This is a genomic window from Planktotalea sp., assembly GCF_039984035.1.
Classification (GTDB): Bacteria; Pseudomonadota; Alphaproteobacteria; order Rhodobacterales; family Rhodobacteraceae; genus Planktotalea.
Genome location: NZ_JBDWVM010000156.1, coordinates 19,496 through 34,946, shown reverse-complemented (window position 1 = coordinate 34,946; position 15,451 = coordinate 19,496). Strand labels below are relative to the sequence as shown.

General features: G+C 55.9%; 12 protein-coding genes and 1 pseudogene. 8 read left to right on the top strand and 5 right to left on the bottom strand.

Annotated features, from left to right (window positions below; all coding sequences use genetic code 11):
- The 8 genes and pseudogenes from ABJQ89_RS07175 to dtd all read left to right on the top strand — a co-directional run.
- Positions 1–195 (top strand): annotated as a pseudogene (locus ABJQ89_RS07175) (tellurium resistance protein TerC); the annotation flags it as partial.
- A 205-nt stretch (positions 196–400) separates the two neighbouring features.
- The gene (locus tag ABJQ89_RS07170; RefSeq protein ID WP_348495576.1) at positions 401–1,297 is read left to right on the top strand and encodes a 5-bromo-4-chloroindolyl phosphate hydrolysis family protein; all 897 of its coding nucleotides are present in this window, start codon (positions 401–403) and stop codon (positions 1,295–1,297) included.
- A 16-nt stretch (positions 1,298–1,313) separates the two neighbouring features.
- Positions 1,314–2,507, top strand: coding sequence for a toxic anion resistance protein (locus ABJQ89_RS07165; RefSeq protein ID WP_348495575.1), 1,194 nt, complete (start codon positions 1,314–1,316; stop codon positions 2,505–2,507).
- Positions 2,508–3,473 carry a DUF2927 domain-containing protein gene (locus ABJQ89_RS07160; protein ID WP_348495574.1) on the top strand — a complete coding sequence of 322 codons (966 nt, stop codon included), beginning with the start codon at positions 2,508–2,510 and terminating at the stop codon, positions 3,471–3,473.
- Positions 3,474–3,512: 39 nt separating this feature from the next.
- Complete coding sequence (locus ABJQ89_RS07155; RefSeq protein ID WP_348495573.1) at positions 3,513–4,637, top strand: SPFH domain-containing protein; 1,125 nt, start codon at positions 3,513–3,515, stop codon at positions 4,635–4,637.
- Positions 4,638–4,689: 52 nt separating this feature from the next.
- On the top strand, positions 4,690–5,796 hold the full coding sequence (locus ABJQ89_RS07150; RefSeq protein WP_348495572.1) for a TFIIB-type zinc finger domain-containing protein: 1,107 nt from the start codon (positions 4,690–4,692) through the stop codon (positions 5,794–5,796).
- Positions 5,793–6,464, top strand: coding sequence for a nitroreductase (locus tag ABJQ89_RS07145; protein WP_348495571.1), 672 nt, complete (start codon positions 5,793–5,795; stop codon positions 6,462–6,464). The genes ABJQ89_RS07150 and ABJQ89_RS07145 overlap by 4 nt, the downstream gene beginning before the upstream one ends.
- Positions 6,465–6,467: 3 nt before the next feature.
- Complete coding sequence (dtd, locus tag ABJQ89_RS07140) at positions 6,468–6,905, top strand: D-aminoacyl-tRNA deacylase (protein ID WP_348495570.1); 438 nt, start codon at positions 6,468–6,470, stop codon at positions 6,903–6,905.
- Here dtd and ABJQ89_RS07135 read toward each other — a convergent pair.
- The 5 genes from ABJQ89_RS07135 to ABJQ89_RS07115 all read right to left on the bottom strand — a co-directional run bounded on the left by ABJQ89_RS07135 (position 6,902) and on the right by ABJQ89_RS07115 (position 15,348).
- Positions 6,902–7,414, bottom strand: coding sequence for an alkylphosphonate utilization protein (locus ABJQ89_RS07135; protein WP_348495569.1), 513 nt, complete (start codon positions 7,412–7,414; stop codon positions 6,902–6,904). The two genes, dtd and ABJQ89_RS07135, sit on opposite strands and share 4 nt — an antisense overlap.
- Before the next feature lie 35 nt (positions 7,415–7,449).
- Positions 7,450–8,640, bottom strand: coding sequence for an HlyD family efflux transporter periplasmic adaptor subunit (locus tag ABJQ89_RS07130; protein ID WP_348495568.1), 1,191 nt, complete (start codon positions 8,638–8,640; stop codon positions 7,450–7,452).
- Positions 8,641–8,643: 3 nt separating this feature from the next.
- Positions 8,644–10,812 (bottom strand): ATP-binding cassette domain-containing protein, encoded by a 2,169-nt coding sequence (locus ABJQ89_RS07125; protein WP_348495577.1) that lies wholly within the window; start codon positions 10,810–10,812, stop codon positions 8,644–8,646.
- 56 nt (positions 10,813–10,868) lie between these two features.
- Complete coding sequence (locus ABJQ89_RS07120; protein WP_348495567.1) at positions 10,869–12,494, bottom strand: TolC family protein; 1,626 nt, start codon at positions 12,492–12,494, stop codon at positions 10,869–10,871.
- Between the two features lie 88 nt (positions 12,495–12,582).
- A complete protein-coding gene (locus ABJQ89_RS07115; protein ID WP_348495566.1) occupies positions 12,583–15,348 on the bottom strand; it encodes a hypothetical protein in 2,766 nt (921 codons plus the stop codon).
- Positions 15,349–15,451: the final 103 nt, after the last annotated feature.

Here is a 15,451-nt window from a genome sequence, read left to right as displayed (position 1 = left end):
GGTGAATCCGGTCAAGCGGCGGCACATGCGATGCATGATCCAAGCCTTGCGCTAAAGGTGTTCGGATATGAAATTATCCCGATGTCCAAAACGACCTTCTACTTCTCTGTCATCGTCTTGGTGGCGGTAGAGGTGATCCAGTCTGGCTACAGCCGTAAATTGAACGCAGAGCGTCGCACAGCATCGCGTCACTAAGCGCTTAACTACACGTCAGGGGGGAAAGCCATGTGTTTTTCCCCCGCTTGGCACTGGTTTTTTTACGATCCTGAGCACATAGTTTAAGTGCACGTTACATTTTGGGGGCCTTTATGACCGGAACCGGTCTACAGAAATTCGCATATATCGCTTTGATCGTCTTACTGTTTGGCGTCAGCTCTGGCTGGCTCGGAGGGTTATAAGCATGGCTCAGAAATTCGGGGGCAAATATAGCCCTGATGGCAGCACCCAAACCGAACATGACGCGCCCGCGCGCAATAGCTTTCATGGGGCTAACCCTGATGCGGCTGGCGCACGATCAAACGTTCTTTTCGTGCCTGCGATTGTTCTTGTGGCAACCACGATTTGGGGCGGCGCTATTCCCATGGCGCTTGGCCTAGTGGGCGCTGGTACGCTCACGTTATCTGCTTGGCTCTTGCGCTCTGGTCTGCGCGCCGAGGCAGAATACAACGCACGCAAGGTTGCGCGCCGTCCGGCCCTACCTCGTAAAATCATCGCCTCTGCCCTTACCGGTATCGGCGCGGCTTTGGCCGTAACAGCCCATGCCGATGGCTTTGCAATCTTGTCGCCGCTGATCTTTGGTCTTGCAGGCGCTGGCTTGCACTTTGCCGCCTTTGGCCCTGATCCGCTAAAAGATAAGGGCATGGAGGGCATCGATACCTTCCAGCAGGATCGCGTAAGCCGCGTTGTGGACGAAGCCGAAGCACACTTGAGCGCCATGTCCGATGCGATCTTGCGTGCAGGTGATCGCGGCATGGAGCGCCGTGTTGAGCAATTCCAGCGCACAGCGCGTGAGCTGTTTCGCACCGTCGAAGAAGACCCCCGCGATTTGACCGCTGCGCGCAAATACATGGGCGTTTATCTGCGCGGTGCGCGCGATGCGACGATCAAGTTTGCTGACATCAATGCGCGCACGGGTGATGCACAAGCGCGCAACGATTACGCTGCTCTACTCGACGATCTAGAGCAGAATTTTTCCGAGAGAACCCGCAAGATGCTGCTGGATGACCGCAGCGATCTAACAGTTGAAATTGAAGTGCTGCGCGAACGCCTGCAGCGCGAGGGCGTGCGCCCGTCATAACCTGGAGTTAACGAATATGGCCTCTACAATCCAAGCCAAAGCACAGGAAACCCTGTCGCTCGTCGAAGAAGTAAACGCAGTGGTTCTTGCCGAACCCACAGATGCAAACGCCGTTGTTGCGCTCGCTGATGCGGATGCGCCTGTCAGCGCCGAGATCACAAAGCGTATGAGTGAAATCGACATGGATGATACAAATTCCATCGTCTCATTCGGCTCTGGCGCCCAAGCCGAGTTGCAAGTGATTTCCCAAGCGATGCTGCAGGATGTGCGCAACAAAGACGTCGGCCCCGCGGGCGATAGCCTGCGCAACATCGTCACGACGATCCGCGGTTTTTCCGTGTCCGAACTCGACGTGCGCCGCAAGCGCAGTTGGTGGGAAAAACTGATCGGTCGCGCCGCGCCATTTGCGAAATTCACCGCCAAATTTGAAACGGTTCAAGGCCAGATCGACAAGGTGACAGAAGACCTGCTGGAGCATGAGCACACACTGCTCAAGGACATCAAATCACTCGACATGCTCTATGACAAGACGCTCGCCTTCTATGACGAATTGGCGCTCTACATCGCGGCGGGCGAAGAAAAAATCCGTCTTCTTGATGAAAACGACATCCCTGCAAAAGACGCTGAAGTCCAAGCCGCCCCAGAAGGCGATCAGGTGATGAAAGCGCAAGAGCTGCGCGATCTGCGCGCCGCGCGTGACGATCTGGAACGCCGTGTTCATGATCTCAAACTGACGCGTCAGGTGACGATGCAGTCTCTGCCCTCCATCCGTTTGGTTCAGGAAAACGACAAGTCCCTCGTGACCAAGATCAACTCGACTTTGGTCAACACGGTTCCGCTCTGGGAAACGCAATTGGCACAGGCAGTTACAATCCAGCGCTCCGCCGAAGCGGCCGCTGCGGTCCGTGATGCAAATGATCTGACGAACGAGCTGCTCACATCTAACGCGGCGAACCTGCGCGAGAGCAACAAGATGATCCGCACCGAAATGGAGCGCGGTGTCTTTGATATCGAAGCGGTCAAACAAGCCAACGCAGATCTTATCGGTACGATCGAGGAAAGCCTGCAAATCGCCGACGAAGGCAAAGCTAAGCGCGCCGCAGCCGAAGCGGAATTGCAGAAAATGGAAGGCGATCTGCGCGACACGCTCGCTGCAGCAAAAGCCAAGTCGACAGGTACAGGCGACAACATCGCTACGTCTGCAGGCTAAATGAAAGCTCTGCGGCGCATAGCACCACTGGCAACCCTGCTTGGCGCATTCGCGCTGGCGGGGTGCGTCACTGATGCGCCGCAAACGTCCTCAGGGCCAGAGGTTTCCCCGCGCCCCGCGACAAAGCCCCTCCCCCCAGCGCCTGAACCAAAGGTCCAATCGACTGAGAGCCTCGCACTCGCGACCTATTATGGCCGCGTTCAAGCTGATCTTTTGGTGCAAGGTCTTTTGCGCACAGATGGCGGTGGTCCTGACACCCCCTACACCGACACGATGCTAGCGCGCGATTTCGAACGTATCGCTTTTTATGACGAATACTCAGGCGTCGGCCTCGGCGCGAGTAACGGTCAAGCTGGTCGTCTCAAACGGTGGGAAGGTCCTGTTCGTTTCAACGTCGAATTCGGCTCTCACCTTAGCGCGAGCCAACAAGAACGGTATCGCAGTAATATCTCAAGCTATGCTGCCCGCCTTGCCCGCTCGACAGGTCACCCCATTGGCACTAGCGCCAGCAGCGCCAATTTCCACGTTCTGATCATGAGCGAAGATGACCGCGATCATGTTCAAGACCGGGTTCGCGCGCTCGTGCCGCGCATTGATCCCAACTCGCTTCGCGTCTTCGCGACACTCCCCCGCTCTATCCATTGCCTCGTCGTGGCGTTTTCGGGCAACCAAGGCGCCTACGGGTATACGCAAGCCGTCGCGCTGATCCGCGCCGAGCATCCCGATTTGCTTTTGCGTTCCTGCATTCACGAAGAATTGGCGCAGGGCCTTGGCCTTGCCAACGATAGCCCTGCTGCGCGCCCGTCGATCTTTAACGATGATGATGAATTCGCTTTGCTGACAACGCATGATGCGCATTTGCTCGGCATGCTTTACGATCCACGCCTGACAACAGGCATGACCCTCGAGGCCGCGCGCCCCATCATTCGTCAAATGGCGAGTGAACGCTTGGGAGCAGGCTCTTGAAACACAACGAACTGACCACCTGAATGAAGGATTAATTCCATGGGTATTTTTGACTTTCTCACCGGCGAGTTTATCGACGTCATTCACTGGACGGATGATACACGCGACACAATGGTTTGGCGTTTTGAACGCGAAGGCCACGAGATCAAATACGGTGCGAAACTGACAGTTCGCGAAGGCCAAGCCGCTGTTTTCGTTCACGAAGGTCAGCTCGCGGATGTCTTCACACCCGGTCTCTATATGCTTGAGACCAACAACATGCCGATCATGACGACGCTCAATCATTGGGATCACGGGTTCCAATCGCCGTTCAAATCCGAAGTTTATTACGTCAACACAACGCGCTTTAACGATTTGAAATGGGGCACCAAAAACCCGATCATCGCGCGCGATCCTGAGTTCGGCCCTGTGCGCCTGCGCGCCTTTGGGACCTATAGTGTTAAGGTCTCTGATCCAGCACGTTTCTTGACGGAAATCGTAGGCACCGACGGCGAATTCACGATGGATGAGATCAGCTTCCAAATCCGCAATATCATCGTGCAGGAATTCTCCCGCACAATCGCGCGCTCAGGCATTCCTGTTCTGGACATGGCGGCGAACACCCGCGAACTCGGCCAGCTCGTCGCGAAAGAGATCGAAGCGCAGCTTGCCGAATATGGCCTGTCCCTGCCAGAACTCTACATCGAAAACATCTCCTTGCCGCCCGCGGTGGAAGAAGTCATGGACAAACGTTCGTCCATGGGGGTTATCGGCAATCTCAACGAATACATGCAGTTCCAAGCCGCCGAAGCCTTGGGTCGTGATGGCGGCGGTGCTGCTGCGATCCAAGCAGGCATGGGCGCAGGCCTTGGCATGCAAATGGCGCAAGGCATGGCGCAAGCTGGTCCATGGGGCGCGGCCCCAGCAGCAGCCCCTGTGCAACAGGCAGCAGCACCAACACCGCCGCCGCCCCCAGTGGAACACGTCTGGCACATCGCCGCGAACGGACAAACAACTGGCCCCTTCTCCAAAGCGAAAATGGGCCGTATGGCGTCCGAGGGCAGCCTGACACGGGAAAGCCTGGTCTGGACAGCAGGCCAAGACGGCTGGAAACCTGCAAGCGACGTCACAGAACTCGCGCAGCTCTTCACCATCATGCCACCGCCCCCACCGCCAGCGGCCTAAAGCTGGCGCTTTTCATCTTTCCAAATAAACTTCCGCCGGAGGCTCCCGAACCATGTCAGATGCGCAGACGGGCGACATAGCAGACCACCGTTTCCCATGCGATCAATGCGGCGCGGATTTTCGTTTTGATCCTGCGGCAGGTCAGCTGACGTGCGATCATTGCGGGCACAGCGCACCGATTGAAGGCATGGGCCGCAGTGCCCAGCCTATTCGCGAACTCGACTTTGACGCGGCGCTCAATGCGCAATTGCCAGAGGCGGAAATCGAAGAAACCCGCGTTCTGTCCTGCCCCAATTGCGCCGCGCAGGTCGAAATGGGCGATGCAGAACACGCCAGCGAATGCCCCTTCTGCGCGACACCTGTTGTCACGGGCACTGGCACGCACCGCCACATCAAGCCAAAGGCGGTTTTGCCATTCGCGCTCGATGAACGCACGGCGCGCGGCGCGATGGGTGACTGGCTCGGGCGGCTTTGGTTTGCGCCAAACGGCTTGCAGAACTACGCGCGTAAGGGGCGTAAAATGCAGGGCATTTACGTGCCCTACTGGACTTTTGATGCGGACACACAATCGCGCTATTCGGGCGAGCGCGGCACGGTCTATTACGAAACCCGCACAGTCATGCGCGACGGAAAGCCGGAACAAGTGCGTGTCCCCAAAGTGCGCTGGCGCTCTGTCTCGGGCCGCGTTGCGCGTTTCTTTGACGATGTGCTGGTGCTTGCGTCGACCTCACTGCCCAAGCGCTATACAGATGCGCTAGAGCCGTGGGACTTAGCCGCGCTGGAACCCTACAGCCCTGAATTCCTCGCAGGTTTGCGCGCGGAAGGCTACACAGTCGAATTGTCTGCTGGGTTTTCCGAAGCGGGTCATCACATGGATCGTGTCATCGAACGGGATATCAAGTTCGATATCGGCGGGGATCGTCAGCGTATTCACAACGTCGATACAAACGTCGATGATGTGACCTTCAAACATATTCTCCTGCCTGTCTGGCTCGCGGCCTACAAATACCGCGGCAAGACCTATCGCTTCGTCGTGAATGGCTCCACAGGGCGCGTACAAGGCGAGCGACCCTATTCCGCTTGGAAGATCACCTTTGCTGTGATCCTCGGCCTCATACTCGCGCTTGCGATTGGCTACGGGGCCGCGATGTCACAATGAGCCAGATCGATACATTGAACACGCTGTTGGCAGAGCGGCATTCCTGCCGTGCATTTCTAGACCAAACTGTTGAGCGCGAGATTATTGAAGAAATCTTGCGCACCGCCGGACGCGTTCCCTCTTGGTGCAACGCACAGCCGTGGCAAGTGATCGTCACCGATAGGGTCGCCACAGAAAGGCTACGCGTGGCTTTGCAAGACTATATGCAAACAAACGCCCCTGCCCCGGATATCCCTTTCCCTAGCAAATACACTGGTGCCCATCAGGAACGCCGCCGTGAATGCGGCTTTCAGCTCTATGATGCTGTTGGCATTGAGAAAGGCGACCGCGCTGCATCTGGCGCGCAGATGATGGAGAACTTCAAGTTCTTCGGCGCACCGCACGTCGCAATCGTGACCGCAGGCGCGGAACTTGGCCCTTACGGCGCATTGGATTGCGGCGGGTTTATCACGGCATTTACACTAGCCGCGCAGGCCTTGGGCGTTGCGAGCATTCCGCAAGCGGCCATTGCATCTTATGCGCCGCTGATCCGAAGCCACTTTGACGTGCCAGAGGATCGTACAATCCTCTGCGCCATTTCATTTGGCTATGAAGACACGGCGCACCCCGCGAATAATTTCCGCACATCTCGCGCGCCTTTAGAAGATATCCTGCACTGGAAAGACTGATCCATGAAAGCTGTCGTTCAACGCGTCACCCGCGCCTCCGTCACCGTAGATGGCAAGATCATCGGTGAAATCGCTCATGGTGTTTTGATCCTCGTCTGCGCGATGCAAGGCGATGACACGGTCAAAGCGGATCAGCTGGCTGCCAAAATATCCAAGCTGCGCATTTTCAAAGACGAGAGCGGCAAGATGAATCTCTCGCTCAAAGACATTGGTGGCAGCGCCTTGGTGGTGAGCCAATTCACCCTTGCAGGCGATACATCGCGCGGTAACAGACCCGGTTTCTCAGCCGCCGCCGCGCCTGATATCGGCAAGCAGCTCTACGAACATTTTGCGCAAGCTTTGGCCGCGCTTGATATCCCTGTCGAAACAGGCGAATTCGGCGCGGATATGGCGGTGGATTTGCTCAACGATGGGCCTGTGACCATCCTCTATGATCTCTAGGATCCGCTCTTTTTGACGAACTCGGTCAGGATCACGATGCGTTGGCTTTCAACGCGCCCCTCAATGTGACCTGCGTTATCCGCAACCAATGAAATATTGCGAACGGCTGTGCCGCGCTTGGCGGTGAACCCTGCGCCTTTCACAGGGAGGTCTTTGATCAGCACGACCGTATCCCCGGAACTCAACACAGCGCCATTGCTATCGCGGTGGAGCAATGCAGGCTCGGCCACGTTTTGCGCCGCGGTTAGGACCTCTGGCTCAAGATAAGCGATCTCAAGCAAGTCACGCGCCCAAACAGCATGCTCAAGGTTCTTCAAAGCGCGAAAGGCTGCGATCTGTGTCGCAGGCTCTGTGCTCCAAATTGCGTCATGCAGGCATTGCCAATGCGGCGCATCTTCTACAGCGCCTTGAACGCCCGCGACGCAGGACTCGCAAAGCGGAACGCTCATCGATGCGCCCTCCAGGTCAATCGTCGTTGCAGACGCAGCGGAGCAAAGTGCGCAGGTCATAAGATTTCCTAAATGTAATTGATGCTACTAGGAGCTTAACGCTCGCGCAGGGCTTCTTTGGACTTGTAAAGCGGCTTGAGCAGATATTGCAGCACAGTCTTTTGACCCGTGTGCAGCTCCACGCTCGCCTGCATACCAGGGCGAATTTCGATACTTGTCTGACGATCTGTCAAACTGTTCATATCCACCTTGAGCGTCACCTTATAATGCGGATCACCGTCCGCCGCGCGGGAACGTTCGTCTTTGAACGTGTCCGCAGAGATAAAGCCAACCCGCGCCTTGAGCGTGCCGTAGATCGTATAGTCATAGGCGCTCAGCTTGATCGTCGCTTCTTGACCACGACGGATGTTGGCGATGTTTTCGGGGGCTACACGCGCCTCGACAAACAGTTCCTCATCAAGCGGAATGATCTGCAGGATTTCTTCACCCGGGCGCACAACGCCGCCGATGGTCGTCACAGACAGGTTGTTCACAACGCCGCGCATCGGGCTAACGAGCACGGTGCGGTTCAACTGGTCGGTGCTGGACTTCATGTTCTGTTTGAGCGTTGCCAGCTCTTTCAGAACATCAGAAAATTCTTGTGCGCGTTCGAGTTCAGTCGTGGTCACAACCTCATCGAGTTTGATCTGCGCATCCGCATGTGCCTTGCGCGCGCGGGTCACTTCAATCAGCGAAACGATTTCGCGTTTTAACATGTTCTCCATCAAGCCAAGCTCTTTGGCCGCTTGATCAAGCACCCGCTGCGCGCCTTCGCGGCGCGAGACGAAATCGGATTGGCGCGCACGAAGCAACGCTTTTTCAGAGGCCACCATGCCCGGCGCTTGCGCGGCCAAGTTGGAGGGGATGTTGAAATCAAACTGTCCTGCGAGTTCCGCCTCCAAGCGCAAACGACGTACTTCAAACCCTGTGATCTGCTCGGCGAGATCGTCCACAGAGGATTGGAATTGCGTGCCATGAAGCCGTGCGAGGATATCGCCCTGCATGACCTCATCGCCCTCTTTGACGAGAAGCTCGGCCAGAATGCCGCCTTCAAGGTTTTGAATGATCTGCGGGCGAGACGACGAAATGAAAGAGCCATCCGCGCGCACGATTTCATCGATCCAAGCAAAGGCCGCCCAAACGATAAACAGCCAAACAGAACCAGCGCAGAGCCAGATCATCAAGCTCGGTCCTTTCATGCGCTCGTTCATTTGCGCCGTGAGATTGGTCATGTTCGCTGCGCTCATGCCTTAGGCTCCATTCGCCGCGTTTGTGGATTTGCTGTTAAGATGCGCCAGAACCTGATCGCGTGGACCATCCACCGCCATACGGCCGTTCTGGAGGATCAGCGTGCGTTCCGTCAATTTCAGAATCGGCACGCGATGCGTTGCGATAACCGCCGTGCGCCCCTCAAGCCATGTCTCAAGGCGGCTGACGAGCGTGTTTTCCAGTGTCTGATCCAGCGCAGCTGTTGGTTCATCGAGCAGACAAATCGCTGGGTCTTGCAGCCATAGACGCGCCCAACCAATGGACTGACGTTGACCAATCGACAGGCCAGCGCCGCCATCGTGGATTTGCAGATCGAGGCCTTTAGGGTGGTTCTTCACGAACTGCCCAAGGCCTGCGAAATCAAGCGCGCTCATCAGGCGTTCGTCGTCGCGCTCAAGCATGTTGAGGTTCATGTTATCGCGCAGCGTGCCCGTGAACAGACGCACGTCTTGGCCAAGGTAGCCAATCAAACGGCGCAGATCGCGCGGCTCGATCTGGTTCATATCGGTGCCGTCAATCAACACACGGCCGGAAGTTGGCGAATAGAGACCAGAGAGGATTTTCAAAAGCGTGGATTTGCCAGAGCCATTGGTGCCAAGTACAGCAACCGATTGACCCGCGTTCAAAGCCACGCCCGGAATATCGAGTGTCGGTGCGCCCTCTTCATCATAGCGAAACATCACGTCGCGCAGCTCAAACCGTCCTTCAAGCTTTTCACGGCGCAGATAGGTGCGGCCTGCTTCCGCGTCTTGTGGCGCGTCGGCAATACCGTCGAGACCATCAAGTGCGGATTTCACATTGCCCCAACGTGCCATCGTGCCCGCGAGCTGTGTCAGCGGCGCGAGCGTGCGGGAGGTCAAGATGCCGGTCGCAATGATAGAACCGACCGTGAACTCACCCGCGAAAACGAGATAGGCACCAGCAACAACCGCGCTCACATAGGTCGCTTGCTGAACACCTTGGGACCAGAAAGTCAGGTTAGATGACAAGCGGCGCTGCTCAGATGACTTCATCGCGGACAGTGTTGTCAGCTCTTGCCACATGCGGCGCACACGATCTTCGGCGCGCTGCGTTTTCACGGTGTCGAGTTCGAACAGAGCTTCTTGCAACAGGCGCGATGCTTTGGCGGAGGCACCTTGGGTTTCCTCAGTCAGGCGCATCATCTTCTTTTGCAAGAAATAGCTTGGCAGGACCATCAAGATACCACCGATGACGAGCACCCAAACCACATTGCCTGCGATGGAGGCCACGAGGAACAGGAAGACAAAGATGAACGGAATATCTGTGATCGTGCCAACGGTAGACGCGGTAAAGAATTCGCGCACAGAGCCGAATTCGCGCATCGCTGAGAAAAGCTGGCTGGGTGAGCGCCCTTTTAGATCGGAACGCATGCCGAGGACGCGATCCATCAATGTGGCTTGTACTTCCAATTCAATCGCGCGACCTGCTCCGTCCAAAAGACGTGCGCGCGCGATCTTGATGAAGGATTCCATCAACAAGGCGATAGCCGCGCCGCCCGCGAGCACCCAAAGCGTGGCTTCGGATTGGTGCGGGATCACGCGGTCATAGACCTGCAAAGAGAAGAGCGCGACAGCAACGGCCAAGATGTTCGCCACGAAGGATCCCATGATCACCTCGCCAAAGTGGCGTGAGAATTTGGGGAAATGGCTCCAGAACCAATGCTCGTTCAGTTTCGCCGTTTTATGCGCGTCGCTGATTTGTTCCAGCGGCGCTTCGGCTTTGATGATTGTACCAGAGAAATACGGGCTGAATTCACCGTAAGGCACCTGCGCGCGGCTATCAGTACAAGTGGGATCATAAAGGATCAGATCACCGCGCTCTTGGCTGAGCACGAGCACATATTGCCCATTCGTCATCTGCGCGATGGCGGGCCAGATATCTGGCGTCACATCGGTGATGCGGCCCGTTTCAACGGTGAGGCCCACAGATTTCAACGCAGCCGCGTAGCCATCCGCCTCCAGCGTGTCACCACTACCTGATTGGGCCGCGACAGTTTCCAGCAGATCGGTCGAAACCGCCTGCGTGCCGAGTAAGGACGCATAAAGCTTGATCAGGTCAGCGCGGGTCTTTGTCTTTTCGCTATAGCGCGGCGCGTCACTCTTTTGAGGCTCAGCCGCCACTCCAGAGATCGCACCGAGAACCGCCTTGCCACCTTGTATGATCGTAGGAATGCGTGAGGCTTTGCTCAAATCTCTGCTCCGCTGGCCAAGAGACCCATCTCATTTGCGATTTCGAGTTTCAAGCGCGCGGCTTTGAAACGCAAATCAGCGGCATTTTCTTGCTGACGTGCGTAGGTCTCGTAAACGCCAACCACATCCATCACCTGACGTGTGCCGGCTTTGTACTGCGCTTGGAAAAGATCGAGGTTTTTCTTGGATTGCGAAGTTAGATTACGTGCTTCACCCTTTTGACGCTCTGCGCCGCTCAGCTGCGCTTCAAGGGCGCGCAGACGACGGTTGCTGTCTTCACGCGCTTGCGCGACGAGACGCTGGGCGCCCTCTTTAGTGGCTTCAATCGCTTTCAGGTTTGCGCCTGTGCCAAGGTTCAAAAGTGAATCGGTTGTCACGTTCAAGCCAAGCGAATTGCCAGAGGTCCCCGTTGATCCAGATGCCTTAAGACCCGGCAGGTGACCTGCGCGATCCATCGTGGCTTCCGCAACGGCGCGTTCTTTTTCAGCTTCCGCCAACAAGATCGCGAGCGGTTTGGAGCTCAGACCATTCACATTGAAATCAGGTAGGCCGCGAATGCCATTCAGCGAACCGATAGACATAGCATTGAGTTCGGCAAACGCCGCGTTGCGCGCTTCCTGGTTGGACGCCATATCACTGCGGATCTCTGCCAGCTTCTGACGAAGAACCACGAGGTCGGAACGATCAGATACACCGCCGCGCACGCGCTCGGACATGATGTACTCAAAGTGGCTCATGTCATTGAATGCGGTTGTGCTCAGATCAGCCTTCTCAGCGGCTTCTTGCGCTGTGAGGTACAGGCCGAGTGCTGTGAACACCCGCTCGTTCGTGTCGATGGATAGGTTGACCGCGGCCACCTCAACATCTGCTTTTGCGTATTCGCGTTCTGCTTTCTTACGACCGTTGTCAAAAAGGACTTGCTCGACAATCAGGTTCGCAACCAAATCACCTAGGGAGGAAAGCGAGATGGAAGGGCCGATTGAGGGCAGCCAGTTTTTTGACGCCGCCACAGCGCGCAGTCGTGCTGCACGAAGTTCTGATTCAGCGGCTCGGGAGTTCGCAGCCAACACGCTGTCAGCGACCTGATCGTAGGCGCTGCCGTTTGGCAGGATGGATCGGCGAGATTGCAGACCCGAAATAATGATGCTCTCAGCGCTTTCTTTTGCGCGCGCTTCTGCTTGTTTCTGTGCCTTACGGTCAGCCACGCTCAAGGACGCGTCGTCAGCCTTAGGCTTAAAGAGCGCTGCAAATTTGGTGCCGCCAGCATTTTGAGACACGCTTTCATCCGCAGCAGCGTCGGCGTCGCTCTTTTTGAACATGCCTTTGAGCGGGTTGGATGCGGTTTGTGCGCTGCTTGCGTCCGCTGTCTCGTCCTTTTTGAACATGCCCTTGAATGGGTTGCTCGCAACCGGCGTCTCGGACGCATCAGCCGCAGCATCGGAATTCGCCTTCTTGAAAAGCGAAAAACCCTGCCCCTCCGCTTTCGGTTGGGCAAGGTTGGCTTCGTCACTTTTAAAGCGCGACACCAATGGAATATTTTCATCTGTTGAACTGACGCAGCCTGAAAGCCCTAAAGCTAGGCCCGCTATCAACAATCCAGATTGTACCTTCGTACCCGTCATCTGCCCCAAAACCTCACCAGAAACCGTTACACCGTATTTTTATTTTGCAAAGAGCGCCGCCTAGAGGAACGGCGCTCTTTGGTGTCACTTAGATTGTGACGTTGGTGATTTCGTCTTCAACGTAGATAGTCGCATCGCCCAAGGAGTAGACGTTATAATCAACGCCATTCTCGGTCGTTGTGCCTGCCGCTGTTGCACCTGTGATATCAACAGCATCGTCTGCCCCACCGCGAACCGCGACAGTGTCTGTGTTACCAGACAGTGCAACGATATCAGCTTCGGTCAGGGTCAACTGTGTGTTGTCCATAACGCTGAGCTCGATGGTTTCGATGTTGTAATCGCCAAGGTTCGAGTTTGAGACATCACGTGTCGCAGTGCCATCGTTCAGAACAACATAGGTACCAGCGTTGTTACCAGCTGCGTCCGTTTCAGTGATGATCAGGCTTTGACCATCTGAAAGTTCATCACGCAGTTCGTAATCCGTTTGACCCGCATCGAATGCGTTTGGAGTTGCGAGGAAATCAACGCCGCTGACAAGATCATCCACTGAGCCATCCGCGTTAACCTGAGTCAGGCCAACTGTTTCGGAAGAGGTCTCAAGTTCGAACTCGTCATAGCTCTGAGTACCGGACCCATCGATGTTCGCAGAGTAACCAAGGATTTCTGAACCCTCAGGTACGCTTGTATCAACGTTGATGGTTTCGTTCAGAGTGGACATGTTGCCAACGGAATCTGTGCCTGTGACTGTGTAAGGCATCGCGCCTTCATAGTTCGCAGGAATTCCGCTTTCTGGGATGTTCACGCTCCAAGTGCCGTTAGTGCCATCAACAGTCGCGACATAGTTCACGCCGTTGAAATTGACGATAACACTTGGTGTGCCTGCAACATCTGTCCAGTTGGTTTCCATGCTACCCGACAAGGTCACGCCGCCTTCTGCGTCATCCAAACCAAGGATGCCGTCAGCGCCAGTTGCTTGAAGCGAAGAAACAGACAGGTCTGTGACTTCAGTATCAACGCGTACTGTCATGCTTGCGGATGATGTGTTGCCCGCTCCGTCCGTTGCGACAGCTGTCGCTGGATAAGAGTTGGTCCCTGTCGCATATGTGCCTGGCTCGAATGCCACGCTCCATTCACCCGTCACAGGATCGACTGTCGCATTGCGCGTGAAGCCGTTCATCGTGACTGCAACTGCCGTTGTGCCAACTTCAGACGTACCCGTCAGGATAAGGTTGGACGCACCGTCATTGGTTTCAGCTTGGTTCGCAACGTGATCGTTGCCACCGGAAACGTTAGACGCGATGCCTACTTCACCCAATGTATCCACATGGATTGTGTCGCTGATCGGATCAGATGCGTTGTTGAAGCTGTCCCAAGCCGTAATCGTGACTGGAACTGTATAGCCGTCTACACCGCTCATCCCGCCGAGTTCCGCTGTCGAGAACTGAACATTCCAAGTGCCGTCTTCAGCAACAGTGGTTTCACGTGTTGTACCATTTGCAAGAGCAACCTGAATGCGCGCACCGGCTTCGCCCGTGCCGCCCACATCAGCCACACCATCAGATGTGAGATCAGCGTAGTTCACAACATAGCTAGCAGACCCTGTGCCTGATGTCGCATTCACGACAGGCGCGATGGTATCGATCAGCATCTCTTCAGTTTGCGTATAGCTGTTGCCGAAGGAATCTGTTGTTGTGATAATCACATCAGCCGTGCGCTCACCTGGAGTAATTTCGCCGCTTGCGAAATCTACAGACCACGTGCCGTCAGCGCCAACCACGGTAGAATGTGTTGTACCGTCGATTGTCACATCAACAGAAGCACCCGCTTCACCCGATCCCGCAACATTGATTGTTCCGGTGTCGTAAAGCGCCGCGTTCACGGAATCGCCGTTAGACAGGGTACCTTCTGTCGGATCGATTTCAGGCGGCGTCGTATCAATAACAACCGTCTGACCCGTCAGGTTTGTCGTTGTGCCATCTGCTTCAACAACTGTAACCTGTGCATCATATGTGCCGTCGGCAGGGAAGTCGTCGCCATCGAACGTTGTTGTCCAAGTGTTATCAGCGCCTGCAACAACAGTTGTCACAATACCGCCAACGGTCACAGTCACGTCAGAGCCAGCTTCCGCCGTGCCGCTTACAGTGATTGATCGATCTTCTTCTTCAAGATCGTCACCGCCGTATGTGTCTTCACGACCCGTGCCATCAACTGTTGGCTCGATGCGCGGATCTACGACTACGTCATCTGGATCTTCTGGATCTTCTGTCGGATCTTCAACGACAGGCGTATCGGCGGGTGTCTCATCAGAGCCACCAGAACCGCCAGACGCGAGCAATGCAGCACCGGCTGCACCAGCTGCCAAAGCACCTGTTCCGATACCGCCGCCGCCGAGAAGGCCCGCGCCGCCCAAGAGGCCAGCACCAAGCATCGACACATCCTGATCGCCATCAACGCTCGCAACCAAAAGGTCTGGATCGTCAACAAATACCAATTCGCTGTCAGGGCTCCACTTGCCCCATTCGGAGGAGGTTCCGTACTGCGCAAAGAGCGCACCGTCCGCACCTTCGATGAAATTCACTTCATTCAACGTGCCGCCAGAACTGATGAACAGTCGGTTCGGGTTTTCGCCCCCCCCAACAAAGTAGCCCTCAAGAACAATAACGCGCCCATCAGCGAGCACGATCTCAAGACTATCACCTTGCCTGCTATAAGCCTGCATGTCGCCTGGCTGGAGGTTCAATGAGAACTCTACGCCTGACCCCATGTTAACGACCGTCTCAGCAGCATCTGCTGCTACAGTTCCGCGCTCAACAACGCCCACACCCCTACGGGCAACGAAATCTATCGCTTTCATGACCTTTACCGCTCTACCTCGGGCCGCCTCTTCTGGGCGTGCCTTTTTTCAATATGCCCAACTGCTAACAATTTATCGCCGCATTTCATAGGGGAAATGTTGA

Coding starts and splice junctions, on each gene's coding strand:
- ABJQ89_RS07170 (WP_348495576.1), top strand. CDS start 401: ATGGCTCAGAAATTCGGGGGCAAATATAGCCCTGATGGCAGCACCCAA.
- ABJQ89_RS07165 (WP_348495575.1), top strand. CDS start 1,314: ATGGCCTCTACAATCCAAGCCAAAGCACAGGAAACCCTGTCGCTCGTC.
- ABJQ89_RS07160 (WP_348495574.1), top strand. CDS start 2,508: ATGAAAGCTCTGCGGCGCATAGCACCACTGGCAACCCTGCTTGGCGCA.
- ABJQ89_RS07155 (WP_348495573.1), top strand. CDS start 3,513: ATGGGTATTTTTGACTTTCTCACCGGCGAGTTTATCGACGTCATTCAC.
- ABJQ89_RS07150 (WP_348495572.1), top strand. CDS start 4,690: ATGTCAGATGCGCAGACGGGCGACATAGCAGACCACCGTTTCCCATGC.
- ABJQ89_RS07145 (WP_348495571.1), top strand. CDS start 5,793: ATGAGCCAGATCGATACATTGAACACGCTGTTGGCAGAGCGGCATTCC.
- dtd (WP_348495570.1), top strand. CDS start 6,468: ATGAAAGCTGTCGTTCAACGCGTCACCCGCGCCTCCGTCACCGTAGAT.
- ABJQ89_RS07135 (WP_348495569.1), bottom strand. CDS start 7,414: ATGACCTGCGCACTTTGCTCCGCTGCGTCTGCAACGACGATTGACCTG.
- ABJQ89_RS07130 (WP_348495568.1), bottom strand. CDS start 8,640: ATGAGCGCAGCGAACATGACCAATCTCACGGCGCAAATGAACGAGCGC.
- ABJQ89_RS07120 (WP_348495567.1), bottom strand. CDS start 12,494: ATGACGGGTACGAAGGTACAATCTGGATTGTTGATAGCGGGCCTAGCT.
- ABJQ89_RS07115 (WP_348495566.1), bottom strand. CDS start 15,348: ATGAAAGCGATAGATTTCGTTGCCCGTAGGGGTGTGGGCGTTGTTGAG.